The organism is Tistlia consotensis USBA 355, from assembly GCF_900177295.1.
GTDB lineage: Bacteria > Pseudomonadota > Alphaproteobacteria > Kiloniellales > DSM-21159 > Tistlia > Tistlia consotensis.
Genome location: NZ_FWZX01000005.1, coordinates 179,705 through 204,826, shown reverse-complemented (window position 1 = coordinate 204,826; position 25,122 = coordinate 179,705). Strand labels below are relative to the sequence as shown.

Genomic DNA, 25,122 nt, shown 5'->3' with positions numbered 1-25,122 from the left:
CCGCTGCTCCCTCACGCGATCCGTGCCGTCGCCTTCTTCGAGAACCAGACGAAGAGGCAGGCGATCAGGGTGACGGTGACCATCGAGGCGATCGACAGGGCGGCGCCGAGCGGCCAGTCGTTGGCCTTGCTGAACTGGGTCTGGATCAGGTTGGCGATCATCAGCCCGCTCGGCCCGCCGACCAGGGCCGGCGTCACGTAGTCGCCGACCGTCGGGATGAAGATCACGATGGCGGCGGCGATCACGCCCGGCATCGACAGCGGGAAGGTGACCCGCCAGAAGCGCTCGATCGGGCCGTCGCCGAGGTCGGTCGCCGCCTCCAGCAGCGAGCGGTCGATCTTCTCCAGGCTGACGTAGATCGGCAGGATCGCGAAGGCCGCCCAGGCATGGGCCAGGGTCAGGATCACCGCGAAGGGGTTGTAGAGCAGGAACGACAGCGGCTCCTCGATCAGCCCGAGCCACTGCAGGCCCGAGTTCACCACGCCGCCGTAGCCGAGGATGATCTTCCAGGCGAAGACGCGCAGCAGGTAGCTGGTCCAGAAGGGCAGGGTGATCAGGATCAGCCAGACCATCTTCTTGCGCGTCACGTCGAAGGCGACGTAGTAGGCCAGCGGATAGGCCAGGGTCACGGTCATCAGCGTGACCAGGCCCGAGATCGCGACCGAGCGCAGGAAGACCTCCAGGTAGACCGTGCGCCTGGCGATCAGCTGGTAGTTGTGCAGCGTCAGGCTGGTGTCGATGTGGACGTAGTCCTGGGTCCAGAAGCTGAACAGCACCAGCAGGCCGATCGGCACGGCGAGCGCCGCGATCACGACGAAGAGGGCGGGGGCGCTGAGGCACCAGCCGCGGATGCCCTCGCTGCGCAGGTAGCGCCGGCGCCAGCGGGTCAGCAGGTCATCGCCCGCCGCTGCCGGCGCGGTGCCCGGCCGGGCGAGGGCGCCTTCGCTCACGGGGCGCCTCCCGCCGGCATCTCGACCTGGCCCGGCATCTCGAAGTGCCTGGGGAAGAGCGCCGCGAGATAGGTCCGGCAGATGCGCTTCGAGCCCTCGCGCTCGAAGCTGGCCGGCGACAGCAGCAGCTCCAGCCAGAGGCCGTCGATCATGCAGCGCAGGCCCTTTGCCGCGGCCACGGCATCGACCGCATAGCCGCCCTCGGCGACGACCTCGGCGGTCAGGCGCTCCATGGCGCTGGCGAACTCGCGGTCGGCGCGCTCGCAGACCTCCATGTAGGTCGGGCGCGACTTCGACTCGCCCCAGAAGGCGTACCAGACGGCGATCTTCTTGCGGTTGCAGACCTGCGGATGGAAATCGGCGTCGACCAGGGCGTTCAGCTTGCCGGCGGCGCTGAGCCCCGGCCTGGTGATCGCCTTCATCCAGAAGGTCCGGTACTCGTCGGTCAGGTGGCGCAGCGTCTCGACGAGCAGCTGCTCCTTGCTGTCGAAGTGGAAGTTGACCAGCGAGCGCGAGACGTTGGCGCGTGCCGAGACCTTGTGCAGCGTCGTCTCGGCGAAGCCGCTGGCGGCGATCGAGTCGACCGTCGCCGCGATCAGCTGCTGCCGCGTGACTTCCTTCTTCTCGGCGCGCTTGAGCGGCTGTGCCGTAGCCGCGCGTTGGGGCATTCGCTTTTCCCAACCTCGTCCGTTCGTCGAGCGGAGCGCTTTCCTTCTGCGGCTCTCGCCGGCCTCCGGCCCTGGCCGGCCGGGCCGGCTCCGCCGCCTGCGGAGCCCGCTCCAATTCCCTGTTATCCCTTTCATACTGCGCAAGCCCGGCGCGATAGGAAAGGACTATTTTGATTGAACAGTCGTTCGACGTGTCGCTGGACAGTCGTTCAGCGAAATGCCATATTGGCGACCTCCGAAACGACTCGTGGAACAGAATCATGCAGCGCAAGCTGGAGCGGTCCCGTGCGCATTTCCGCAAGGCCGCGAAGCGCCTGCCGCTCGGTGTCGCCTCGAACTTCCGCTACTGGGGCGACGAGGACACCTTCTACATCGCGCGCGCCGAGGGCGGCCGCCTCACCGACATCGACGGCAACGGCTACATCGACTACCGCCTGGGCTACGGGCCGACGATCCTCGGCTACTGCGACCCGCGCGTCGACGCGGCGGCGCAGGAGGGCATGCGGATCGGCTCGGTCTTCGCGCTCTCGACCGAGCGCGAGCTGTCGGTCGCCGAGCGCATCGCGAAGATGGTCCCGGCGGCGGAGATGGTGCGCTTCTCCTGCTCCGGCACCGAGGCGGTGATGGCCGCGCTGCGCGTCGCCCGCGCCTACAGCGGCAAGGACGGCTACGTCGTCGCCGAGGGCGGCTACCACGGCGTCTTCGACGCTGCGCTCTGGACCACCGACATGGAGGGCTGGGCGGGCGAGGGCGACCCCGACCTCGTGCCCTACAGCGGCGGCGTGCCGCGCATGCTGCGCAGCCTGGTCTGGCAGGTGCCGCTCAACGACGCGGACCGCCTGGAGGACCTGTTCAAGCGCCAGGGCGACAAGATCGGCGCCATGCTGATCGAGCCGATCCAGGGCAACTGCTGCGCCATCTCGGCCGATCCGGACTACGTCCGGGCGGTGCGCGAGCTCTGCACGAAGCATGGCGTCGTGCTGATCGTCGACGAGGTCAAGACCGGCTTCCGGGTCGCGCGCGGCGGCGCCCAGGAGATCTACGGCATCCAGGCCGACCTCTGCACCTTCGCCAAGGCGATGGGCAACGGCTACCCGATCTCGGCCGTCGCCGGCCGGCGCGACATCATGTCGATCATCGGCCGGGGCGTCGTCCACGGCGGCACCTACACGGCCCACGCGGTCTCGCTGGCGGCCGCCGAGAAGACCCTGGAGATCCTCGACGAGACCGACGCGCTGGAGACCATCGCCGGCTACGGCGAGCGGCTGCGCGAGGGCCTGTCGGGGGTGCTGAAGCAGCGCTCGATCCCGCACTGCTTCGTCGGCCATCCGGCGCTCTCGGGCCTGTTCTTCTCGGAGACGCCGCCGGCCGGCTACCGCGACTGGAAGGCCAGCGACTACCTCTTCTACGATACCCTGGCACCGCTGCTGGTCGATCGCGGTGTGCTGATCGAGCCGGATTCGCGCGAGCCCTGGTTCATCTGCGAGGCCCACGCCCGCGACAAGGCCGCGGGCGACTGCCTGGACGAGACGGTGACCGCCTTCGCTGCGGCCGTCGACGCGACGCTGGAGCAGCTGGAGGACCGGGAGGACGGCCAGCACGCCGCCGAATAGGACGGGAATTTCCGTGATCGAGAGTGAGGTGACAGACATGGCCGAGACCTTTGCCGACACCGCGGACCGTCCGGGCCGTCCTCCGGAGGATGCCGCCGCTCCCCTGGGCGCCAATGCCGTCGCGGAGCTCGAGGCCCTGGCCACCCGCCACCTGGTGCAGCCCTGGGAATCGCTCGAGCACCTGGGCCAGGAGGCGCGCACTCTCCTGACCGGCGCCGAGGGCGTCTATGTGCGCGACGCCCGGGGCAACCGCCTGATCGACGGCCCGGCCGGCATGTGGTGCATGCAGGTCGGCTACGGCCGGCGCGCGATCGCCGAGGCCATGGCCGAGCAGGCGATGAGCATGGCCTACAACTCGCCCTGGTACTCGACCAGCCCGGTCGCCGCCGAGCTGGCGGCGCGCATCGCCGAGATGACGCCGGGCGACCTCGACCACGTCTTCTTCACGACCGGCGGCTCGACCGCCGTCGATTCGGCCCTGCGCTTCGTGCAGTTCTTCAACAACTACCTGGGCCGGCCCGAGAAGAAGATCATCCTGTCGCGCGGCGGCGCCTACCACGGCTCGACCTATCTCTCGGCCTCCTGCTCGGGCAAGGAGCGCGACAAGGTCTACCTCGACTTCGCCAAGGACCTGGTCGTCCACCTCTCGGCGCCGAATCCCTACCGCCGGCCCGAGGGCATGAGCGTCGAGGGCTTCTGCGACTTCCTGATCGAGGAGATGGAGGCGAAGATCCTGGAGCTCGGTCCGGAGCGGGTCGCCGCCTTCATCGCCGAGCCGATCCTGGCCTCGGGCGGCGTGCTGATGCCGCCGCCGGGCTATCACCGGCGCGCCCAGGCGCTGTGCCGCAAGTACGACATCCTGACGATCTCCGACGAGGTCGTGACGGCCTTCGGCCGGCTCGGCCACTGGTTCGCCAGCGAGGCGGTCTTCGGCATCACGCCGGACATCGTGACCTTCGCCAAGGGCGTCACCTCCGGCTACGTGCCGCTCGGCGGCTTCGCCATCTCGCGCGCCGTCGTCGAGCAGGTCGCCGGGCCCGAGAACAAGGGCTCGGTCTACTCCAACGGCTACACCTACTCGGGCCATCCGGTGTCCTGCGCCGCGGCCCTGGCCAACATCCGGATCATCGAGCAGGAGGGCCTGCTGGAGCACGTCCGCGAGATCGCGCCCTACTTCCAGGCGCGCCTCAGGGAGCTCGAGGCGCTGCCGCTGGTCGGCGAGGTGCGCGGCCTGGGCCTGATGGCCTGCGTCGACTGCGTCGCCGACAAGCAGAGCAAGAACCCGCTGGCGCTCGACAAGGAGGTCGGCGGCCGCATCGACGCGCACTGCCAGGAGCTCGGCCTGGTCGTCCGGCCGATCTACAACATGTGCGTGATGTCGCCGCCTCTCATCATCGAGAAGCCGGAGATCGACCGTCTGGTCGAGATCCTGCGCCAGGGCATCGAGCGAACCCAGGACGACCTGGAGCGCGAGGGGCTGTGGCGGCGGTAGGGTGGAGTGCGAGCGTCTGGGCCCCCCCCCCCCCCCCCCCCCCCCCCGGGGGGGGGGGGGGGGGCCCCGGGGGGGGGGGGGGGGGGGGGGGCCAGACGCTCCGACTTGACGACGACGTTCAGATGTCGCGAAGGGAAGGGACGGGCGCCGAGGCGCCCGTTAGCTGTTCCGGGACACGGCGAACAGGGAGAGCGAGAGGATGGATTTCGGCCTGAGCGACGAGCAGCGCATGGTGGTCGAGACGGTGCGCGGCTTCGTCGAGAACGAGCTCTATCCGCTCGAGGCGCAGGTCGAGCGCGACGGCGAGCTGCCGCTGGAGACCGGCAAGGCGATCCAGCGCCAGGTCCTGGACATGGGCTTCTACGCGCCGAACATCCCCGAGGAGTTCGGCGGCGGCGGCCTCGACCACCTGACCTTCGCGCTGCTCGAGCGCGAGCTCGGCCGCGCCTCGATGGCGCTCTCGGTCTGGTGGGGCCGGCCCTCGAACATCCTCTGCGCCTGCGACGCGGAGCAGCGCGAGCGCTACCTGCTGCCGGCCGTGCGCGGCGACAAGATGGACGCGCTCGCCATGACCGAGCCGGACGCCGGCTCCGACGTGCGGGGCATGAAGTGCTTCGCGCGGCGCGACGGCGACGACTTCGTGGTCAACGGCACCAAGCACTTCATCAGCCACGCCGACGTCGCCGACTTCGTGATCTGCTTCGTCGCGACCGGCGAGGACCAGACGCCGCGGGGGCCCAGGAAGCGCATCACCGCCTTCCTGGTCGACCGCGGCACGCCGGGCTTCGAGATCCGGCCGGGCTACCGCTCGGTCAGCCACCGCGGCTACCACAACTGCATCCTGACCTTCGACGACTGCCGCCTGCCGGCCGGCCAGGTTCTGGGCGAGGTCGACCGGGGCTTCGAGGTCGCCAACACCTGGCTCGGCGCCACCCGCATCACCGTCGCCGCGATGTGCGTCGGCCGGGCGCGCCGCGCCCTCGACCTGGCGCTCGACTGGGCGGCCAGCCGCAAGCAGTTCGGCCAGACCATCGGCAAGTTCCAGGGCGTCTCCTTCAAGCTGGCCGACATGGCGACGGAGATAGACGCCGCCGACTGGCTGACCCTGGCCGCCGCCTGGCAGCTCGACCAGGGCCTGGCGGCCGACCGGCCGATCGCCCAGGCCAAGCTCTTCGCCTCCGAGATGCTGGCGCGGGTCACCGACCAGACCCTGCAGATCTACGGCGGCATGGGGCTGATGGACGAGCTGCCGGTCGAGCGGCTCTGGCGCGACGCGCGGGTCGAGCGGATCTGGGACGGCACCAGCGAGATCCAGCGCCACATCATCTCCCGCGACCTGCTGCGCCCCCTGGAGTCGTGACCGCGATGCCCGACGACGGAACGGCACCCGGACAGCCCGCCACGATGCCCCAGGGCCTGCTCGGCAGGCTGCTGCGTCCCGCCTCGATCGCCGTGATCGGCGGCAAGGAGGCCGGCGTGGTGATCCGGCAGTGCGAGAAGATGGGCTACGGGGGCGCGATCTGGCCGGTCAACCCGACCAGATCCGAGGTCGCCGGGCGGCCCTGCTTCGCCTCGGTCGAGGACCTGCCGGCGGCACCCGACGCGGCCTTCGTCGCGGTCAACCGCCACCGCACGCTGGAGGTCGTCGAGGCCCTGGCGGCGCGCGGCGCCGGCGGCGCGATCGCCTACGCCTCCGGCTTCAAGGAGGCCGGCGAAGAGGGCGGCGCGCTGCAGCGCCGCCTGGTCGAGGCGAGCGGCCTGATGCCGGTGATCGGGCCGAACTGCTACGGCATGATCAACTACCTCGACGGCGCGCTGCTCTGGCCCGACCAGCACGGCGGCCGGCGCTGCGAGCGCGGCGTCGCGATCGTGACCCAGTCGGGCAACATCGCGATCAACTTCACGATGAACCAGCGCGGCCTGCCGATCGGCTACCTGCTGGCGCTCGGCAACCAGGCCAAGATCGGCGTCGCCGCCGCCGTCGAGGCGCTGATCGAGGACCCGCGGGTCACCGCCGTCGGCCTGCACCTCGAGGGTATCGACGAGCCGAGCCGCCTGGCCAGGGTCGCCGAGCGCGCCCGGGAGCGCGGCGTGCCGATCGTCGCGCTCAAGGCCGGCCGCTCCGAGGCCGGCAAGCGCCTGGCGCTCAGCCACACGGCCTCCCTGGCCGGCGAGGACGCCGTCGTCGACGCCTTCCTGCGCCGCCTCGGCATCGCCCGCGTGCACTCGATCCCGGCCTTCCTGGAGACGCTCAAGCTGCTGCACGTCCACGGCGCGCTGCCCGGCCGGGCGATCGCCTCGATGTCCTGCTCGGGCGGCGAGGCCTCGCTGATCGCCGACGCCGGCGAGCAGCGTCGCGTCGCGTTCCGGCCGCTGAGCGCGGCGCGCAGGGAGGCGGTGCGGGCGACGCTGAGCGACCTCGTGGCGATCGACAACCCGCTCGACTACCACACCTTCATCTGGGCCGACCGGGCGCGCACGGCGGCGACCTTCGGGGCGATGATGGACAGCGGCTTCGACCTGACCCTGCTGATCCTCGACCTGCCGCGCGCCGACCGCTGCGATCCGGCCGACTGGGACGTCACGCTCGACGCCCTGGAAGACGCGGTCCGGGCGACCGGCCGGCGCGCCGGCGTCGTCGCGACGCTCGGCGAGCTGATGCCGGAAGCCGTCGCCGAGCGCCTGATCGCCGCCGGCATCGTGCCCTTCGAGGGCATCGACGAGGCCCTGGCCGCGATCGAGGCCGCCGCCGACATCGGCGAGGCCTGGGCGCTCGTCGGCACCGGCGGCCTGCCGCCGCTGCTGCCATTCCGGCCGGCCAGCGAGGGCGCGGTGCGCACGCTCTCCGAATGGGACTCCAAGCAGGCCCTGAAGGCCGCCGGCCTGGCCCTGCCGCCGGGCCGCCGGGTCGGCAGCGTCGAGGACGCCGTCGCGACCGCCGAGGCGCTCGGCTATCCCGTGGTGCTCAAGGCGACCGGCGCCGGGCTCGCCCACAAGAGCGAGCTGGGCGCCGTGCGGCTGAAGCTGGAGCATGCCGAAGCGGTGCGCGCGACGGCGGCCGAGCTGCTGCCGCTCGGCGAGGCGCTGCTGGTCGAGGCCATGGTCCCCGACGCGCTTGCCGAGGTCATCGTCGGCGTCCAGCACGACCCGCAGCTCGGCCTCTTCCTGCTGGTCGGCTCCGGCGGCGTGCTGGTCGAGCTGATCGCCGACCGCGCGATCCTGATGCTGATGGCGAGCGCCGGGGAGATCGAGCGGGCGCTGCGCTCGCTCCGGGTCATGCGGCTGATCGAGGGCCACCGCGGCCGCCCGGCCGGCGACCTGCCGGCGCTGGTCGCCGCGATCCAGGCCGTCCAGCGCTACGCCGTCTCCGAGGCCCACCGCCTGGTCGAGCTCGACGTCAACCCGATCCTGGTGCGGCCCCTGGGGGCGGAGGGCGGGGGAGCCGTCGCCGTCGACGCCCTGATCCGGTTGCGGGAGGAGTAGCGGACGTGCTGCCCCGGTCTCCATCGCGCCGATTTCCCTCTCCGCCCCCGGGGGCGGAGAGGGCAGGGAGAGGTGGGGGGGACGGACTTGCGGCGTCGCTCTCCGCCGGCCGCTCTTCCCCTTTGCTGCCAACGATAGACATCGCGGCGGCTGAAGCGCCGTCCCCCACCTCTCCCTGACCCTCTCCGCCCCACAGGGGCAGAGAGGGAAGTGGCGCGGCGAGACAAGAAGCGAAAGGACCCTTTCCCATGACCGACTCCCCGATCGAGACCGTCCGCCGCGGCAAGGTGCTGGAGGTGACGCTGAACCGGCCGCCGGCCAACGCCATCGACGCGGCGACCAGCCGGCTCCTGGGCGAGGTCTTCGCCGGCTTCCGCGACGATCCCGAGCTGCGCGTCGCGATCGTCACCGGCGCCGGCGAGAAGTTCTTCTGCCCGGGCTGGGACCTCAAGGCCGCCGCGGCCGGTGAGGCCTCGGACAGCGACTACGGCGTCGGCGGCTTCGCCGGGCTGCAGGAGCTGCCGGGCCTCAACAAGCCGGTGATCGCCGCGGTCAACGGCCTGGCGGTCGGCGGCGGCTTCGAGCTGATGATCTCGGCCGACCTGATCCTCGCCGCCGAGCACGCCCGCTTCGCCCTGCCGGAGATCAAGGTCGGCGTCTTCGCCGACGCCGCGACCCTGAAGCTGCACCGCCTGATCCCCTACCACGTCGCCCTGGACATGCTGCTGACCGGCCGCTGGATGGAGGCCGAGGAGGCGCTGCGCTGGGGCCTGGTCAACGAGGTCCTGCCGGCGGACAGGCTGCTGGCGCGGGCGCGCGAGATCGCTGGCCTGCTGGCCGACGGCCCGCCGCTGGTCTTCGCGGCGATCAAGGAGACGATCCGCATGACCCGCCACCTGCCGGTGCAGGAGGGCTTCGACATGATGCGCCGCAAGGCGATCCCGGCCGTCGACGCGGTCACCGGCTCCGAGGACGAGCGGGAAGGCACCCGCGCCTTCGCCGAGAAGCGCAAGCCGGTCTGGAAGGGGCGCTGACCGTGCCAGGCTGACGCCCGCCTGACCGGATCCGTCAGGAAGGCGTCAGCATCCCCGGTCACCCTCCTCGTCGATCGGACGAAGCGACGAGGGAGACGAGGGCAATGGCCGGGGCGCCACGCGCGCAGGGTTCCGCAGGCGAGCCCGTCCGGGTGCCGGTGTGGGACGGCTTCGTCAGGCTGTTCCACTGGTCGCTCGTCGCGACGCTGGCGACCGCCGCGGCGAGCGGCTTCTTCGGCGACGCCACCTGGGTCGAGGTCCATCTCTGGTCCGGGATCGCGGCGGCGGCGCTGGTCGCCCTGCGCGTCCTCTGGGGCTTCCTCGGCCCGACCCACGCGCGCTTCGGCGACTTCCTGGCCGGGCCGAAGGCGATGCGCGCGCACCTGCGCGGGCTGCTGTCCGGCGGCGGTGTCCGCCACCGCGGCCACAATCCCCTCGGCGGCGCCATGGTGCTGGCGCTGCTGCTGGTCGTCGCCCTCCTGGCGGCGACCGGCACGATCGCGCTCGGCGGCGTCCTGAAGTCGGGGCCGCTCGCCTTCGCCACCAGCTTCGCGACCGGCTGGGAGCTGCGCGGACTGCACCGGCTGCTCGCCTTCCTGCTGCTCGGCCTGATCGCCCTGCATCTGGCCGGGGTCCTGGTCGAGAGCCGGCGCAGCCGCGAGAACCTGGTGCTCGCCCTGGTCGACGGCCGCAAGGAGGCGCGGGCCGGCGACCATCCGCCGGCGCCGCGCCGGGCCCGGCCCGTGGTGGCGGCCTTGCTCGGCGGCGGCCTGCTCGCCGTCTCGGCGGCAGCCGTCTGGTCCTTCGCCGCGCGGCCGGGGCTCGGCGTGCCGTCGGCGCCGCTCGATCCGACCTACGCGGAGGAGTGCTCGGCCTGCCACGTCGCCTACCACCCGAGCCTGCTGCCGCGCGCCTCCTGGGCCACGCTGATGGCCGGGCTCGACGACCACTTCGGCGAGAACGCCTCCCTCGACCCGGAGACCGCGGCAGCGATCGCCGCCTACCTGCAGGCCAACGCCGCCGAGGCCTACGACACCAAGGCGGCCAACCGGCTGCGCCGGGTCGCCGCCGAGCGGCCCTTCAGCATCACCGCGACACCCTTCTGGCGGCGCACCCACGCCGGCCTCCCCGAGGCGCTCTTCGCGTCGCGGCCGGTCGGCGGCCGCGGCAACTGCGAGGCCTGCCACGGCGACGCCCGGAGCGGCCGCTTCGACCCCACTGCCATCCATGTGCCCGAGGAGACGACCCCATGAGACTGCCGACCATCCTGCTCGCCGTGACCCTGGTCGCGACCGCCGGCCTGGCCCTCGCCGCTTCCCCGGTGCGCCAGGCGATCCTCGACGGCTACGCCAAGGAGGCCGGCGTGGCAGCCTTCTCGGCCGAGCGTGGCAAGGCCTTCTTCGAGGCCAGCCACGCCGGCGGCAAGCCCGAGACCCCCTCCTGCACGACCTGCCACGGCATGGACCCGCGCATGCCCGGCCGGACGCGCGCCGGCAAGGCGATCGAGCCGATGGCGGTCTCGGCCAACCCGAAGCGCTTCACCGACTCGGCCTTCGTCGAGAAGTGGTTCAAGCGCAACTGCGACTCCGTGCTCGGCCGGCCCTGCAGCGCCGCCGAGAAGGGCGACCTCATCGCCTACCTCTCCAGCCTCTGACCCCGCGAAAGGACCCGCGCCATGCCGAGCTCCCGCAACCGCGCCCGCCTGCTCGCCGCCGCCCTGGCGGTCTCCGTCTCCGCCCTGGCGATCGGGCTGCTCGCCGGGCCGCGCGCCGAGGCCGAGGAGGAGGGCATGAGCATCCCGCCGGTCGCCGACGCGACCGTGCAGGCCGAATGCTCGGCCTGCCACATGGCCTTCCCCGCCGCGCTGCTGCCGGCCCGCTCCTGGCGGGCGCTGATGGCCGGGCTCGACGACCATTTCGGCGAGAACGCCGGCCTCGACCCGGCGACGACGGCGAAGATCACTGACTACCTGGTCGCCAACGCCGCCGACGCCGGCGGCCACCGCTCGCCGGTGCTGCGCGGCCTGGGGCCGGACGACGTCCCGCTCCGGATCTCCGAGACGCCCTGGTGGGAGCGGCAGCACCGCGGCGAGGTCTCGCCGAGCGCCTTCAAGGACCCGCGCGTCGGCTCCAAGGCCAACTGCGTCGCCTGCCACCGCGACGCGGCGCGCGGCTTCTTCGGCGACGACTGAGCCGGGCGCCGGGCGATCGCGGCTCAGCCCTTGATCGGATAGCTGCGGCGCGGCGCGATGCGCTCGCCGGGCAGCAGCTCGTAGGGCGGCTGCCAGCCGGGCAGGGCGGCGAGGCGCTGGCTCCAGGCGTGGACCGCCGGGAAGGCCCCGGCGAGGTCGTAGCCGGTCTCCTCCGGCGGGTAGAAGAGGTAGCCCGAGAGCGAGAAGTCCGCGATCGTCGGCCGCCCGCCGACCAGGAAGTCCTGGCTCTCCAGGTGCTTCTCGACGACCGCGAAGGCCGCGTCGGCCCGGGCCTCGAGGAAGGCCAGCACCGCCGGCTCCGGCGCCGCCGGCGCGAGGCTGCGCAGCCAGCGGTGGGTCGCGAAGTAGCTGGTGAACTTGTGGTTGTCGAACAGGATCCAGCGCCAGATCTCGCGCTTCTCCTCGGGGCTCTCCGCCCCGAAGCGGCCCAGCGCCTCGGCGAGGTAGTCCAGGATCACGCCGGACTGGCTGAGCTTGAGCCCGCGGTGCTCCAGCACCGGCACCTCGCCCATCTCGTTGACCTGCTCGCGCCAGGCCGGGGTGCGGGTCTCGCCGCCCAGGAAGTCGACGAAGACCGCCTCCCAGTCCGCCCCGGCGCAGGCCAGCAGGCTGGCGGCCTTGAAGGCGTTGCCCGACTGGCAGAAGCAGTGCAGCGTGAACTCGGCCATGATGCGCAGTTCCCCCTGTTGCCGTGTGAGCCGGAGCTTAGGCGAAGGCTGGGCCTCGGAGCAGTGCGCTTTCGTCACCTCTCCCCTCGGGGGAGAGGTGTAACGTTCGGCGCTACTCCGCCGCCGCGCGTCCTCCGCCGGCCGCCGCCAGGCCCTGCTCCAGATCGGCGAGCAGGTCCTCGGCGGATTCCAGGCCCGGCGACAGGCGGACCAGGCCGGGGGTGATGCCGGTCGCCCGGCGCTGCTCCTCGGGCATCGAGCGGTGGGTCGTGGTCGCCGGGTGGGTGATCAGCGACTTGGCGTCGCCGAGGTTGTTGGAGATGTCGACGATCTCCAGGCTGTCGAGCAGGCGGAAGGCGGCCTCCTTGCCGCCTTGCACCTCGAAGGTCACGACCGTGCCGAAGCCCTCCAGCAGCCGGGCCGCCAGGGCGTGCTGCGGGTGGCTGGCGAGGCCCGGGTAGACGACGCGCGTGACCGCGGGGTGCGCCTCCAGCCACTCGGCGACGGCCTGGGCGGTGCGGGCCTGGCGCTCGACGCGCAGCTCCAGGGTCTCCAGGCCCTTCAGCAGGGTCCAGGCATTGAAGGGGCTGAGCGCCGGGCCGGTGTGGCGCACGAAGGGCAGCAGCCTGTCGTCGTGGAACTTCCGGCTGCACAGGATGGCGCCGCCCAGGCAGCGGCCCTGGCCGTCGATGTGCTTGGTGCCGGAATAGACCGAGACGTCGGCGCCGTGCTCGATCGGGCGCAGCAGCAGCGGCGTCGAGAAGACGTTGTCGGCGACCACGGTGGCGCCGGCGGCCTTGGCCAGCGCGACGATGGCCGGCAGGTCGAGCACCTCCAGGGTCGGGTTGGAGATGGTCTCGAAGAATACGACCTTGGCGCCCTTGGCGAGCTCGCGCTTCCAGGCCTCCAGGTCGGTGCCGTCGACCAGCACCGTCTCGACGCCGAAGCGCGGCAGGATCTGCGTGACGACCTGGAAGCAGGAGCCGAAGAGGGCGCGCGAGGCGACCAGGCGGTCGCCGGCCGAGAGCTGGCAGGCCAGGGCGGAGAAGACCGCGGCCATGCCGCTCGCCGTGGCGAAGCAGGCCTCCGCACCCTCCAGCCCGGCGATGCGCTCCTCGAACATCGTCACCGTCGGGTTGCCGTAGCGGGAGTAGACGTAGCCCTCCTCCTCGCCCTTGAAGCGCGCCTCGGCCGAGGCGGCAGTCTCGTAGACGAAACCGGAGGTGAGATAGAGCGCCTCGCTGGTCTCGCCGTGCGGCGAGCGCTCGAGGCCGCCGCGCACCAGGCGGGTGGCGCGGCCCGGGCCGGCCGGGCGGCCGGGGTGGCGGCTGGACGTCTCGGACATGCTCGGTTCCTCGGTTCTCAGCCCTGGATCCAGGGCAGGCCGGCGGCGCGCCAGCCGGACAGGGTGTTGCGGTGGCCGGCCTCGTCCTTCGGCCCCTCGAAGCCGTCGGCGATGTTCCAGCAGGGCCCGAAGCCGGCGCGGGTCAGGGCGACGGCGGCGTCGCGCGAGCGCTGGCCGGAGCGGCAGAGCAGCAGGAGCGGGCGTTCGGGCAGCACGCCCGCCGCCGCGACCTCCTGCAGGAAGCGCTCGTTCGACGCCATGCCCGGCCAGCGCTTCCAGGACACGAAGACGACGCGGCCGCCGAGCGCCTCGGGATCCGGACGGCCGACGAAGTCCCATTCCGGGGCGCTGCGCACGTCGACCAGCAGGGCCTCGGGCTCGCGCGCCAGCAGCTCGTGGGCGGCGCGGCTGTCGAGGTCGCCGGCATAGTCCGCGCTCGCGGCGGTCGCGCCGGCGGCAGCGGCGCTGGGGGAGGTGGTCATCTCTCTGCTCCTCGTTGCGGGGCCCTGCCCTCGGGGCCTGGCCGTGGCGGGCCTACGGGAGCGGTCCCCGCAGCGCTTTAGCAGTTGGTGACGCGGGTGCAAGCTGCCCGATCAAAGCCCGCGGGTCCGTCACGGAGGACCAGGCCGGAAAGACAAAGCCCGTCGCGGCGAAGCCGGACGGGTGATCCGCTTTAGCCGCATTTGTAGAGCGCCCGCAAGCTGAAGCTCAAATCGGCGCTGTCCGGTGACCTTAGGAGCGGCCCGCCGGACTGTAAACCTGGAGAATCATATATTGTGCGAGGGCGGTCTGCATTTGCCCTCGACTGGACGGTGCCAAGGAACGGCCGGCCCCGGCGCCCTGGGAGGCGCCGGGGCCGCTGCGGGACCTACCAGCGCCAGGTCACCGTGCCGATGACCTGCCGGCCTTCGCCCCAGTAGCAGACCAGACCCGCGCAGGTCGTCACGTACTCGCGGTCGAACAGGTTGGTCGCGTTGACCTGCAGCGACAGCTGGTCGTCGAGGTCGTAGCGAAGCATCGCGTCGGCGACGACGTAGCCGGGCGTCTCGCTGGTGTTGGCGGCGTCGTCGTAGCTGGGGCCGATGTAGCGCAGGCCGCCGCCGAGGCCGAAGCCTTCGAGGAAGCCGTTCTGCACCGTGTAGTCGAGCCAGCCCGAGGCGATGTGCTCCGGCACCTCGATCGGCCGCTTGCCGAGGTCGCTGCCGTTGCTCTCGGTGACCTCCGAATCGAGGTAGCTGTAGGCGGCTGTCAGGTTGAAGCCGTTCCAGCTGCCCTTGGCCTCCAGCTCGATGCCGCGACTGCGGATCTCGCCGGTCTGGACGCTGAGGTTCGGGTTGTTCGGGTCCGGCGTCAGCACGTTGGTCTTGGTGAGGTCGAAGGCGGCGGCGGTGAAGATCGCGTCGAGGCCGGGCGGCTGGTACTTGATGCCGACCTCGTACTGGTGCGACCGCTCCGGCTCGAAGGCATTGCCGGCGGCGTCGGCGCCGGTCTGCGGCAGGAAGCCCTCGGCGTAGCTGACGTAGGGCGCGAGGCCGACGTCGAACTGGTAGCTGACGCCGGCCCGCCCGGTGAAGGCGCTGCTGTCCTGGTCGGTGGTGGCGTCGGCCAGGCGGTCCTCGGTACGGTGGTCGACCCAGTCCTGGCGCCCGCCCAGGGTCACGACGACCCGGTCGTAGAGCTCGATCTGGTCCTGGGCATAGACGCCGAGCTGGTCGAGCGTCTCGATCGCCGAGCGGTAGGGCGCGGGGATGGTGATGTCGCCGGCGTAGACCGGGTCCGAGATGCTGAGGGTCGGCGCCGGGCCGTAGTGGTTGCTGTAGCGCTCGCTGGCGCGGCTCCAGTCGAGGCCGACCAGCAGGGTCTGGTCGACCGGACCCAGGGAGAAGCGCGCCTCGGCCTGGTTGTCGATGGCGAACTGGCTGAGCACGTCCGGCGCGGCCCAGATCGAGCGGTAGATCGTGTCGTCGTCGAGCTTGGCTTCCGGGTAGACGTAGTGCAGGTCGACGTCGACGTGGAAGTAGCGGACGTTCTGGCGGACCGCGAAGACCTCGTCGACCTGGTGGCTGAACAGGTAGCCGACCGAGTACTGCTCGTGGTGCGCCTCGTCGAAGCCGGGCTCCCCGGCGATCACGTCGGTGCGGACCCGGTCGATGCCGCCGAAGGGGCCGAAGTCGGTCGAGCGCTCGTCCTTCAGGTAGTCTGCGAGCAGGGTGAGCTCGGTCGAGTCGCTCGGCCGCCAGGTCACGGCCGGCGCGACGAACAGGCGGTCGTTGTGCATCGCGGTGCCGTCGTTGTAGTCGAACTCGGTCCCGCTCTCGCGGCCGAGGCCGGTCAGGCGCACCAGCACCGTCTCGTCCTCGTCGAGCGCGCCGCCCAGGTCGAAGGCGCCCTGGAAGCGGTGCCAGTTGCCGACCTGGCCCTGGATCTCGCGGATCGGCTCGGCGGTCGGCCGCTTGGTCGCGCGGTCGACGATGCCGGCCGGGTCGGCCTGGCCGTAGAGCGCGCCCGCCGGCCCCCGCAGCACCTCGAAGCGCTCCATGCCGTAGGGCTCGGTGGTGAACACGGCGAAACGGCTGCCGACCATGCGCAGCCCGTCGCGGAAGTTGCCGTTGGTGATGGCGTCGAAGCCGCGGATGTCGACGAAGTCGTAGCCGCGCGGATCGGCCCCGAACGCGTCGGTGCGCACGCCGGGCGTGTACTGTATCGCTTCCGACAGGGTCTGGGCGTTGCGCCGCTCCAGCTCCTCGCGGCCGACCACCGAGACCGACTGCGGCACCTCGACGATCGGCGTATCGGTCTTGCTGCCGGCCCTCGTGCGGCTCGCCGCAAAGCCCTCGACCGGCCCGCGCGCGGCCTCGCCGGTGCCGCTGCCCTGGACCGTGACCGTGCCGAGCCGGATCGCGCTCTCGTCGCCCGCGGCCGGCTTCTCCAGCGTCACGGTCGTCGGGTTGGTGAAGCGGTAGGTCAGGCCGGTGCCGTCGAGCAGCCGCGCGAGCGCCGCCTCGGGCGCCAGCTCTCCGTCGACACCCGGCGAGCGCAGGCCGCGGGCCAGGGCGTCGTCGAAGAACAGCTCGATCCCGGTCGCGCGCGAGAAGCTGAGCAGCGCCTGGGCGAGCGGTTGCGCCGGGATGTCGAAGCGCCGCTCCGTGTTCTGCACCAGCTGCGCGCGGTCCCAGACGCCGCCCGCCTCGCCGCCCGCCTCGCCGCCGACCTTGCCGCCGGCGCGGGCCGCCGCGCCCGGCGTCAGGCAGGCCGCTGCGGCCACGGCCAGGGCCGTGGCCGTCAGCAGCAGCGGGCGCGCGCCGGCCCTGGCGCGCCGCGTCCCGTCGTTCTTGATCCCCACCTCTCTCGCTCCCCTTCAGGTGACCTGTCCGGCACGGCCGCGGCTGTACCGTCAAGTGATGCAAATGAAAGGCATTCGCATTTTCGTCAGGGCAGACGAGGCGGGGGCGGCGGAGCATTAGGTCGCCGGCAAAAAAAGCTCAGCCGGCCGGGCGGACCAGGACCAGCAGGTCGGTCAGGTAGAGCAGGCGGACCGGCAGGCTGCGCGCGATCGTCTCCAGGGCGGCCTCGGGCCGCCGGGTGTCGAAGACGCCGGTCACCGGCAGGGCGGCGATCGCCGGGTCGGTGACCAGGATGCGGCCGCGGCGGTAGCGCTCCAGGTCGTGCAGCACCTCGGCCAGCGGGGCCGCCTCGAAGACCAGGCGGCCCTCGCGCCAGGCGCCGATGTCGGCGGCCGCGACCGGATAGGGCGCGCCGGCGCCCTCGGGTCCGTAGCGCAGGCCCTGGCCGGGCGAGAGGCGCACCGGCGGCCCGGCCTCCGGCGTCACGGCGACGCGGCCCGAGGCGACGCTGACGCTGGTCCCGCGGCCGCGCAGGGCGACGTCGAAGGCGGTCCCGACGACGGTGACCGAGCCGGCCCCGGCCTCGACGACGAAGGGACGGTCCGGGTGGGGTGCGACCGAGAAGAAGGCCTCGCCGCGAAGGAGCGTCACCCGGCGCCGGCCGTCCTCGAAGTCGGTCGAGAGCGCCGAGGCGGCGGCCAGCACGACGCTCGAGCCGTCGGGCAGCGCGATGCGCCGGCGCTCGCCGAGCCCGGTCTGCGCATCGGCGAGCAGGCCGGCCGCGAAGCCCGGCGGCTGCAGCGTCCAGAGCCCGGCCGTCGCGGCCAGCAGCAGGAGCAGGGCGATCGCGGCCGCGACCGCGAGTGGTCGCCGGGCAGGGCGGGCGGGACGGTCCGTCGGCAGGGCCGCGAAGTCGGCCTCGAGGCCGTCGAGGCCGTGCCACAGGGCATCGACCTCCGACCAGGCCGCGCGGTGTGCCGGATCGGCGGCCAGCCAGGCGGCGCAGGCCGCCCGCTCGGCGGCGCTCGCCTCGGGGTCGCGCAGCCGCGCGAACCAGGCGACGGCCGCCTCGTCGACCGGGGTGCCGGCCTCGTTCGTCATCGTTCCGCCGGACTCCCTGCTCGCGGCCCGGTCGCCCGGCCGGCGGACCGGTTGCCCGCGCGGCCTTCTTCGTTGAAGACGATGGGGATGGCGCGGAGCATTACGGCTCGCCTGCTTGGTCGCGCCGATGGGCCTCGAGCCGGGCCCGGCAGCGGGCGAGGGCGCGGACCATGTGGACGACGACGGTGTTGCGGGCGATGCCCAGGCGCCGGGCGATCTCGGCGTAGCTCAGGCCCTCGAACTTGTGCAGCAGGAAGACTTCGCGCTCGCGCGGGCTCAGCTCGGCGACCGCCCGGCGCAGCACGGCGAGTTCCTCGCGCGACAGCAGCGTGCGTTCGGGCGAGGGCGTGTCCGCCGGCAGGCCCAGCCAGGCGGCGTCGGTCAGGGGCTCGGCCGAGCGGGCAGGGGCGGCGCGGTAGTGGTCGACGACGAGGTTGCGGGCGGTCCGGAAGAGGTAGGCGCGGGGGTCCTGCAGGGCCGCCGTCGGGCCGGCGCGCAGCAGCCTGAGGAAAGCCTCCTGGGTCAGGTCGCCGGCCGCCTCCGGCGAGCCGACGCGGCGCCGGAAGAAGCGCTCCAGGTCCCGGCGGCAGCTGCGGAACAGGGCATCCAGACCGTCGCCCGACACGGAAGATCCCGATTAGCTCGTGGGTCAGGCGGCCTGCTTAATGCAAATGAGAATTATTCGCAATATCTGCGGCAGCACGCCGCGAGGCTGGTCGCCGTCTCCGAATGACCGGTTGAGGGGCCCGGCGTCTTCGGGTCTCATGGGGCCGCCATCAGGGGGGAGGGAGGTCTCGACAATGCGCCTGCTGCTGCTGCTCGGCCTGCTGGCCGGCCTCGCCGGCGCCGCCCGGGCCGGGACGATCGAGAGGCTGGAGGCCGGCGAGCCGCTGCGCCTCGGCGTGCGGGTCGACGCGGCGCCCTTCTCCTATCTCGTCGACGACAAGCCGGCCGGCTACAGCGTGCAGCTCTGCCGCGCCGTCGCCGGCGAGATCGCCCAGGACCTCGAGCTCGCCAAGGTCTCGATCCAGTACGTCTCGGTCGACACCGACGAGCGCTTCCGGGCCGTCGCCGACGGCCGCATCGACCTGCTGTGCGGCGCTGCGACGGCGACCCTGGCCCGGCGCCGGCTGGTCGACTTCTCGATCCCGACCTTCATCGACGGCGCCGGCGTGCTGGTGCGGGCCGACGGGGCCCGGCAGTTCGCCGAGCTGGCCGGCAAGCGGATCGGCGTGCGCCGCGCGACCTCGACGGCCGACCGGCTGCAGACGACCCTGAAGAGCTCGGGCATCGCGGCCGAGGTCGTGCCGCTCGACGCCCACGAGGAGGGCTTCAGCCGGCTGCAGAGCGGCGACATCGACGCCTACTTCGCCGACCGGGCGATCCTGCAGTCCCTGATGATCGGCCACGGCCTGCCGGCCGACCTCCGGCTCTCCCCGCAGTACCTGTCCTACGAGCCCTACGCCCTGGCCCTGCCGCGCGGCGACAGCGCGTTCCGACTGGCGGTCGACACGGCGCTCAGCCGGCTCTACCGTTCCGGCGCCATCAAGGAGATCTTCGCCAGCGCCTTCGGCAAGGCCGAGCAGAGCGATCTGCTGAAGGCGCTCTACATCGTCTCGGCCCTCCCGGAGTAGCCCCGCCATGACGACGATCGCACTGACCATCGAGGCCCGGACCCGCGACCTGGGCGACGGCTTCACCGTCGGCCGGGTCCTGCCCTCGCCGAAGCGCCGGCTGGTCGGTCCTTTCATCTTCTTCGACCACATGGGCCCGACGCTCTTCGAGCCGGGCCGGGGCATCGACGTCCGGCCGCATCCGCACATCGGCCTCGCCACGGTGACCTACCTGTTCGACGGCGCGATCATGCATCGCGACAGCCTGGGCAGCGCGCGCCGGATCGAGCCCGGCGACGTCAACTGGATGACCGCCGGGCGCGGCATCGTCCACTCCGAGCGCACCGCCGAGGCCGATCGGCGCAGCAGCTCCAGCCTGCACGGCATCCAGAGCTGGATCGCCCTGCCGCTCGCCGACGAGGAGGCCGCGCCGAGCTTCACCCACACGGCCAAGGAGCAGCTGCCGAGCTTCGACCACGAGGGCGTCCGCCTGCGCCTGATCGCCGGCTCGGCCTACAACCGCAGCTCGCCGGTCGCGGTCTTCTCGCGGATGTTCTACCTCGACGGCGAACTGGCCGAGGGCCACAGCCTGACCTTGCCGGAGGAGCACGAGGAGCGCGCGGTCTACGTCGTCGAGGGCGCCGTCGAGCTGGCCGGCGAGCGGGTCGAGGCGCGGCGCATGGCGGTGCTCGAGCCCGGCGGCGCGCCGACCCTCAAGGCTCTGACCGGCGCCCGGGTCATGCTGCTCGGCGGCGAGCCGCTGACCGGCGAGCGCTTCATCTGGTGGAACTTCGTCTCCAGCGACCAGGCCCGCATCGAGCAGGCCAAGCAGGACTGGCGGGACGGCCGCTTCGCCTCGGTGCCCGGCGAGACCGAGTTCATCCCGCTGCCCGAGGACTGAGGCGCTAGCCGCCCAGCTTCTTCAGCTCCAGTCGGCTGAGGCCGTCTTCGAAGAAATGGGTGAGGCCGAGGGCCCTGGCTTGTCGGAAGCGCCCTCGTAGTCGGCGGCGGCCTCCTCGTATTGCCGCAGCCCCTCGTGGGCGGCGGCGCGGGGCAGGAGGACCAGGGGCAGGTAGCGTTGTCGATCGGCCGACGGCATCACGCGATAGGCGAAGTTGAGGTCCGTCAGGGCTGCCTGGGACTTGCCCAGGCGCTGAAGCGTGCCGCCCCGGGTCTGCCGCAGGAACCAGTATCCGGTGTCCAGCCCGATGGCGCTGTCGAGTGCCCGGACGGCGCCGGCCAAATCGTCCCGGCCGATGCGGATGAGGGCCAGCCACGCCAGGACGACGACCTGGTCGGCGACCGTCCTGTCGCCCTGCATGCGTTCCAGCAGCGCCTCGAGCTCCTGCTCTGTCGCCGGCAGATCCCTCTGGGCCTTCGGGACGTCGAGGCGCCGTTCGATCAGTTCCTCGAGCGCGGGCGGCGGCGGCGGCATGCCGGGCAGCTCCGCGCGCGACTGGGCGCCCGCCATTGCCGGCGCCAGCAGCGCGGCGAGGAGGACCAGGAGGGCGGCGAGGGCGCTTCTCACAGCGACACCCCGATCTCCCGCCGGCCGATCTGCTTCAGGCGGGCGAGGATCTGCTGGGCCTCGTCGTAGTCGGCGACGGCCTCTGCGTCCCAGCCGGCGCGGTGGTAGGCGGCCGAGCGGTGCATCAGGGCGTTCATGAACAGGGGATGCTGGTCGCCGTGGCTGCGCCGGATCGTCTCCAGGCCCTCGGCGAGATGCGGCTCGGCGGCCTTGAAGTCGCCCAGGCCGGCGAGCGCCTGGCCGAGCAGCACCCGGGCCCAGCCGGTATCGGGGTGGTGCGGCCCGAGGCTGGCGCGCAGCAGCGGCAGCGCCCTCTCGAGGTTCTTCCGGGCGGCCCCGTCGTCGGCCAGCTGCAGCTCGATCGAGCCGCGCGCCAGCTCGAGCCGGGCGCGGTCGGTCTCCGCCAGGGCCCGCTCGTCCCGCGTGGCGCCGCGGGCCAGTTCGGCGGCCAGGTCCGTCGCCGCGGCCGCCAGCCGCTCGGCCGCGGCGCCGCGCCCGCTCATGGCGGCGTTCTGCGCCAGGTTCATGATGGCCCAGGCGACGTCGCGATGCTTCCCGCCCCAGGCGTTCTTCAGGATCGCCAGGGCCTCGCTCCACAGAGGCTGCGCCTCGGCGACGCGGTCCTGCTCCTCGAGCGCGCGGGCGAGCAGGGACAGCTCGTCGGCGACGAAGGGATGGCGCGGGCCGTAGGCCGCCTTGGCCAGCTCGAGCTGGTGCCGCGCCAGCGTCTCGCCCTCCGAGGCCTGGCCCAGCATCATCGCCAGCTCGGCCTCGGTCGCGGTCAGGGCGCTGCTGCGCGGGTCGGCGGGGCGGAAGTGGCGGTCGTTGAGCAGCCGCGCCCGGGCGAGGTGCCGCTGCGCCTTCTCGAAGTGCGCCCGGTTCATGTTCTCGCGGGCCAGGAACATCAGCAGCAGCGGGAACCCCGGGTCGTCCGGATCGGCGTGCCGGTCGGCCAGGGTCAGCGCCTCGGCGGCGGCCTGCTCGGCGGCGGCGTAGTCACCCTCGGCATCGAGGGCGGCCGCCTGGTCGAGGCTGATCACCGGTGGTGCCGCCGGCGGCGGCTCGGGCAGCGTGCGGCAGCCGAGCGGCGCGGCCAGCAGCAGGCCCGCGAACGCCAGCCGCAGCGGCCTGCGCAGAGCTGTCATCCGAACCCGTCCCCCATTCCCCGTTCGCTTCCGGCGAATGCCCCAAGGCAGGTCCTACGATCGCCGATTCAGGCGCGGCGGGCCAGCGCGAAACGGGCAGGAACCTGGAGCCACGACCCGCAGGGATCGTGCCGGCTCAGATCTCCCGGCCGAGCTCGCGCAGGGTCTCCTCGACCGCGGTCCAGCTGCCGCGCACCGTGCGGTCGTTCTCCGGGCTGCTGTCCTCCAGCATGTAGGCGCGCAGGCTCTTCTGGAAGGCGCGCAGGTGGCGCTGGATCGCCACGCGGTTGCGGCGCAGCTCGCTCTCCTGGAACAGCAGGCGCTCGATCAGGTCGACGGTCATCGTCGGGTCCTTGATCGAGCCGACGATGCCGAAGCAGGCGCTGACCAGGGCGAAGCGCTGGGTCGAGCGGCGCTGCAGCTCGTAGAGCTGCTCCAGCTCCAGGGCCTGCTGGCGGTTCTCCTTCTCGTTCAGCAGCTCGGCGAGGGCGTCCGGATCGGCGTGGCCGTTCATCTCCTTGACGCGCTCGTTGTACTCGAACTCCAGGCCCATGAGGTCGTGCTCGGCGCGCTTCACCTCTTCGTAGGCGACGTCGAGCTCCGCCTTGGCCTCTTCGATGAGATGGTGCCGTCGCATGCCGTTTCTTCAACCGTTGCGCTGGTCGTCCGCAGTCCAAGCAAAGCAGAGGCGTCGCGCGCCCCGATCCGAAACCGACAGCCTAGACGGCAATTATTAACAGAAGAGTACTTATGACTTGCGTTAACGGGCCGTTATCCCTGTTCCCGGCAGTCTGCGGCCGTTTCCGACCGTCGAACGAGCGCACGAGGGCGCCTGCCGCCATGACCGCGAAGATCCTGCTGCTGACCACGACCGGCGGCGCCTTCCTCAACGAGGCGCTGGCCCGTCCGGCCTTCCGCTCGCGCATCGAGGGGGTGGTCAGCGACCGCGCCTGCGGCGGGCTGCAGGCGGCGGCGCGCCACGGCCTGCCGACGCGGATCATCAGCGAGCCCGACAACGGGGCCTTCTCGGCGGCGCTGCTGCGCCATGCCGCCGAGGCGCGGATCGACTATCTCGTGACCGCCTCGTTCCGCCGCCTGCTGAAGCCGCCGATGACCGACGCCTATCGCGACCGCCTGTTCAACGTCCATCCTTCGATCCTGCCGGCCTTCGAGGGCCTCAACCCCATCGACCAGCAGCTCGCCGTCGAGACCCGCCTGGTCGGCAGCACGGTCCACGTCGTCGACGACAGCGTCGACGGCGGCCCGATCGTCCAGCAGTCGGCCCTGGTCCGCGCCTACGGCGAGGAGCCCGAGCGGCTGCGCCACCGGCTCTTCGAGCTCTCGGTCAAGGGGCTGCTGCAGCTCGTCGCCTGGCTCTGGGAGGGGCGTCTCGCGGTGACCCCCGACGGCGTCCGCGTCACCGGCGCGCGCTTCGACGATCCGTCCCATGCCCCGGCCTTCGACGACCCCGAGGCCGCGGCCCTGTCATTGCCCTGGCCCTGGTGGGATCGGCCGGAGTACCGCCACCTGGCGCCGGGCGCGCCCGGCCTGGTCGCCGGCTAGCCGGGCGCGGCGCGCGTCAGCGCCCGGATCAGCAGGCCGGCGCCGAGGCCGGCCAGAAGCGCGCCCGCGACCGCATCGCCGGCGCGCCGGGCACGCCCGTAGAGCCGGCGCACCCGGCCCGTCGAGAAGGCGAGCGCCAGGGCCCCGTGCCAGAGCACGCCCACGGCGGCGACCACGCCCAGGGCCGCGAGGCCGAGCCGGCCGGACGGCGCCTGGGGCAGGGCCACCACGAAGACGCTGGCGAAGAAGGCGGCGGCCTTGGGATTGCCGAGGCCGGTCAGGAAACCGCGTGCCAGCGCCCGCCGGCCCGGCAGCGGGGCGACCGGCGCGGGGGCCGACTCGGGCCGCCGCGGCGCGAGCAGCGCAGCGGCCGCGAGCCGCAGCCCGAGCCAGAACAGGTAGCCGCCGCCGAGCAGCGGCAGCGCGCGCGGCAGCCAGGGCGCCCCGGCCTGCAGCAGGCCGAGGCCGAAGAGGGCGAAGGCGGCCCAGCAGAGCGCGGCGGCGGTGACCCCCAGGCCGGCCAGGATGCCGGCGGGGCGCGAGCAGGCGGCGGCCGTCGTCGCGACGATCAGGAAGTCCGGACCCGGGCTGAGGCAGCCGAGGAGGTAGACGCCGGCGACGCCGGCCAGGGTGCCGAGGGGCTCCGGCATCGGGCCGCCTCAGGTGCGGGCCCGGGGGGCATGCGTCGCGGCCCGCTCCGCCGGGGCGCCGACCGCGCGCAGGCAGAACGCGACCAGGTCGTCGACCAGCTCGTCGCCGTTGCCGTCGGGGCCCAGGCCGTCCGGCGACAGCGGCCCGACCAGCCCCTCGATGCAGGTGCCGACGAGGCAGGCGGCGGAGGCCGCCGCGTTCTGGCGCGGAAACTCGCCGCTGCGCATGCCCTGCTCGACGACCGTCTCGAAGACCCGGGCCAGGGCGCGGCGGTACCTGAGGCGCGTCGCGTCGGTCTCCGCGTCGACCGGCTCGGCGACGAGGGCGTAGGCCAGCCGGCGCCTCCGTAGCGCGCGTCGCGCGAAGGTGCGCACCGCGTCGGCCAGGCGCAGGGAGGCCGGGCCATCGGACAGGGCGATGGCTTCGACCACCTCGAGCTCGCGCTGGGAGGTCTCGCCGATCATCTCGGCGAAGAGTGCCGCCTTCGACGCGAAATGCCGGTAGACCGTGCCGGTGGCGACGCCGGCGAGGCCGGCCACGGCGGTCACCGGGGCCTCCTGGAAGCCGCCGTCGGAAACCAGCCGCCGGGCCGCGGAGAGGATCCGCTGGCGCTTGTCGGCGAGCGCCTCCTGCACCTTCTCGGTCTTGCGGTAGGCCATGGCCCCTTCGCTCCGTCGACGGCTTGACAGATAGAAGTGAATACAGGTTCACT

General features: G+C 72.6%; 24 protein-coding genes. 11 read left to right on the top strand and 13 right to left on the bottom strand.

Annotated elements, in window-relative coordinates:
* Nucleotides 1-11 precede the first annotated feature (11 nt).
* Entirely contained in the window at nt 12-950 is a 939-nt protein-coding gene (locus B9O00_RS09310; RefSeq protein WP_085122206.1) for an ABC transporter permease, read from the bottom strand.
* Nucleotides 947-1,618 carry a transcriptional regulator BetI gene (betI, locus tag B9O00_RS09305; RefSeq protein ID WP_159460157.1) on the bottom strand — a complete coding sequence of 224 codons (672 nt, stop codon included), beginning with the start codon at nt 1,616-1,618 and terminating at the stop codon, nt 947-949. The genes B9O00_RS09310 and betI overlap by 4 nt, the downstream gene beginning before the upstream one ends.
* A gap of 260 nt (nt 1,619-1,878) precedes the next feature.
* Here betI and B9O00_RS09300 point away from each other — a divergent pair, with 260 nt between their 5' ends.
* The 8 genes from B9O00_RS09300 to B9O00_RS09265 all read left to right on the top strand — a co-directional run bounded on the left by B9O00_RS09300 (nt 1,879) and on the right by B9O00_RS09265 (nt 11,431).
* Nucleotides 1,879-3,231 carry an aspartate aminotransferase family protein gene (locus tag B9O00_RS09300; RefSeq protein ID WP_085122202.1) on the top strand — a complete coding sequence of 451 codons (1,353 nt, stop codon included), beginning with the start codon at nt 1,879-1,881 and terminating at the stop codon, nt 3,229-3,231.
* Nucleotides 3,232-3,268: 37 nt separating this feature from the next.
* Nucleotides 3,269-4,723 carry an aminotransferase gene (locus tag B9O00_RS09295; protein ID WP_085122201.1) on the top strand — a complete coding sequence of 485 codons (1,455 nt, stop codon included), beginning with the start codon at nt 3,269-3,271 and terminating at the stop codon, nt 4,721-4,723.
* 199 nt (nt 4,724-4,922) lie between these two features.
* On the top strand, nt 4,923-6,083 hold the full coding sequence (locus B9O00_RS09290) for an acyl-CoA dehydrogenase family protein (protein ID WP_085122199.1): 1,161 nt from the start codon (nt 4,923-4,925) through the stop codon (nt 6,081-6,083).
* A 5-nt stretch (nt 6,084-6,088) separates the two neighbouring features.
* Nucleotides 6,089-8,206 (top strand): acetate--CoA ligase family protein, encoded by a 2,118-nt coding sequence (locus B9O00_RS09285; RefSeq protein WP_200808450.1) that lies wholly within the window; start codon nt 6,089-6,091, stop codon nt 8,204-8,206.
* 248 nt (nt 8,207-8,454) lie between these two features.
* Nucleotides 8,455-9,240 (top strand): carnitinyl-CoA dehydratase, encoded by a 786-nt coding sequence (locus B9O00_RS09280; RefSeq protein ID WP_085122196.1) that lies wholly within the window; start codon nt 8,455-8,457, stop codon nt 9,238-9,240.
* 152 nt (nt 9,241-9,392) lie between these two features.
* On the top strand, nt 9,393-10,493 hold the full coding sequence (locus B9O00_RS09275; RefSeq protein ID WP_200808449.1) for a cytochrome b/b6 domain-containing protein: 1,101 nt from the start codon (nt 9,393-9,395) through the stop codon (nt 10,491-10,493).
* Complete coding sequence (locus B9O00_RS09270) at nt 10,490-10,894, top strand: DUF1924 domain-containing protein (protein WP_085122192.1); 405 nt, start codon at nt 10,490-10,492, stop codon at nt 10,892-10,894. The genes B9O00_RS09275 and B9O00_RS09270 overlap by 4 nt, the downstream gene beginning before the upstream one ends.
* Nucleotides 10,895-10,915: 21 nt before the next feature.
* Complete coding sequence (locus tag B9O00_RS09265) at nt 10,916-11,431, top strand: diheme cytochrome c (RefSeq protein WP_089229633.1); 516 nt, start codon at nt 10,916-10,918, stop codon at nt 11,429-11,431.
* A gap of 23 nt (nt 11,432-11,454) precedes the next feature.
* Here the strand turns inward: B9O00_RS09265 and B9O00_RS09260 are convergent, their stop codons facing one another.
* From B9O00_RS09260 to B9O00_RS09240, 6 genes are all read right to left on the bottom strand, one after another.
* A complete protein-coding gene (locus B9O00_RS09260) occupies nt 11,455-12,120 on the bottom strand; it encodes a glutathione S-transferase family protein (protein WP_085122191.1) in 666 nt (221 codons plus the stop codon).
* A gap of 112 nt (nt 12,121-12,232) precedes the next feature.
* Nucleotides 12,233-13,465 carry an O-succinylhomoserine sulfhydrylase gene (gene metZ, locus B9O00_RS09255; protein WP_089229634.1) on the bottom strand — a complete coding sequence of 411 codons (1,233 nt, stop codon included), beginning with the start codon at nt 13,463-13,465 and terminating at the stop codon, nt 12,233-12,235.
* 17 nt (nt 13,466-13,482) lie between these two features.
* A complete protein-coding gene (locus B9O00_RS32420; protein ID WP_089229635.1) occupies nt 13,483-13,947 on the bottom strand; it encodes a rhodanese-like domain-containing protein in 465 nt (154 codons plus the stop codon).
* 386 nt (nt 13,948-14,333) lie between these two features.
* On the bottom strand, nt 14,334-16,808 hold the full coding sequence (locus tag B9O00_RS09250) for a TonB-dependent siderophore receptor (protein ID WP_085122189.1): 2,475 nt from the start codon (nt 16,806-16,808) through the stop codon (nt 14,334-14,336).
* 139 nt (nt 16,809-16,947) lie between these two features.
* The gene (locus B9O00_RS09245; RefSeq protein ID WP_085122188.1) at nt 16,948-17,910 is read right to left on the bottom strand and encodes a FecR family protein; all 963 of its coding nucleotides are present in this window, start codon (nt 17,908-17,910) and stop codon (nt 16,948-16,950) included.
* A 100-nt stretch (nt 17,911-18,010) separates the two neighbouring features.
* Nucleotides 18,011-18,535, bottom strand: a complete 525-nt coding sequence (locus tag B9O00_RS09240) for an RNA polymerase sigma factor (protein WP_089229636.1) — start codon at nt 18,533-18,535, stop codon at nt 18,011-18,013.
* Nucleotides 18,536-18,710: 175 nt separating this feature from the next.
* Here B9O00_RS09240 and B9O00_RS09235 point away from each other — a divergent pair, with 175 nt between their 5' ends.
* Together B9O00_RS09235 and B9O00_RS09230 are read left to right on the top strand one after the other, a co-directional pair.
* Nucleotides 18,711-19,544: an amino acid ABC transporter substrate-binding protein gene (locus B9O00_RS09235; RefSeq protein ID WP_159460156.1), complete on the top strand. Its 834-nt coding sequence runs from the start codon at nt 18,711-18,713 to the stop codon at nt 19,542-19,544.
* Between the two features lie 7 nt (nt 19,545-19,551).
* Nucleotides 19,552-20,424 (top strand): pirin family protein, encoded by an 873-nt coding sequence (locus B9O00_RS09230; protein ID WP_085122184.1) that lies wholly within the window; start codon nt 19,552-19,554, stop codon nt 20,422-20,424.
* 21 nt (nt 20,425-20,445) lie between these two features.
* On the opposite strand, the gene B9O00_RS09225 is transcribed toward B9O00_RS09230, so the two are convergent.
* The 3 genes from B9O00_RS09225 to B9O00_RS09215 all read right to left on the bottom strand — a co-directional run bounded on the left by B9O00_RS09225 (nt 20,446) and on the right by B9O00_RS09215 (nt 22,833).
* Nucleotides 20,446-21,051, bottom strand: a complete 606-nt coding sequence (locus B9O00_RS09225; protein ID WP_085122182.1) for a tetratricopeptide repeat protein — start codon at nt 21,049-21,051, stop codon at nt 20,446-20,448.
* Nucleotides 21,048-22,196: a tetratricopeptide repeat protein gene (locus B9O00_RS09220; protein ID WP_085122181.1), complete on the bottom strand. Its 1,149-nt coding sequence runs from the start codon at nt 22,194-22,196 to the stop codon at nt 21,048-21,050. The genes B9O00_RS09225 and B9O00_RS09220 overlap by 4 nt, the downstream gene beginning before the upstream one ends.
* Before the next feature lie 136 nt (nt 22,197-22,332).
* The gene (locus B9O00_RS09215) at nt 22,333-22,833 is read right to left on the bottom strand and encodes a hypothetical protein (RefSeq protein ID WP_085122180.1); all 501 of its coding nucleotides are present in this window, start codon (nt 22,831-22,833) and stop codon (nt 22,333-22,335) included.
* Between the two features lie 203 nt (nt 22,834-23,036).
* On the opposite strand from B9O00_RS09215, the gene purN reads away from it, so the two are divergent.
* Entirely contained in the window at nt 23,037-23,759 is a 723-nt protein-coding gene (purN, locus tag B9O00_RS09210) for a phosphoribosylglycinamide formyltransferase (protein WP_159460155.1), read from the top strand.
* Here purN and B9O00_RS09205 read toward each other — a convergent pair.
* Entirely contained in the window at nt 23,756-24,409 is a 654-nt protein-coding gene (locus tag B9O00_RS09205) for a LysE family transporter (protein ID WP_085122178.1), read from the bottom strand. The genes purN and B9O00_RS09205 overlap by 4 nt on opposite strands.
* A gap of 9 nt (nt 24,410-24,418) precedes the next feature.
* Nucleotides 24,419-25,069: a TetR/AcrR family transcriptional regulator gene (locus B9O00_RS09200; protein WP_085122177.1), complete on the bottom strand. Its 651-nt coding sequence runs from the start codon at nt 25,067-25,069 to the stop codon at nt 24,419-24,421.
* Between the last annotated feature and the right edge of the window lie 53 nt (nt 25,070-25,122).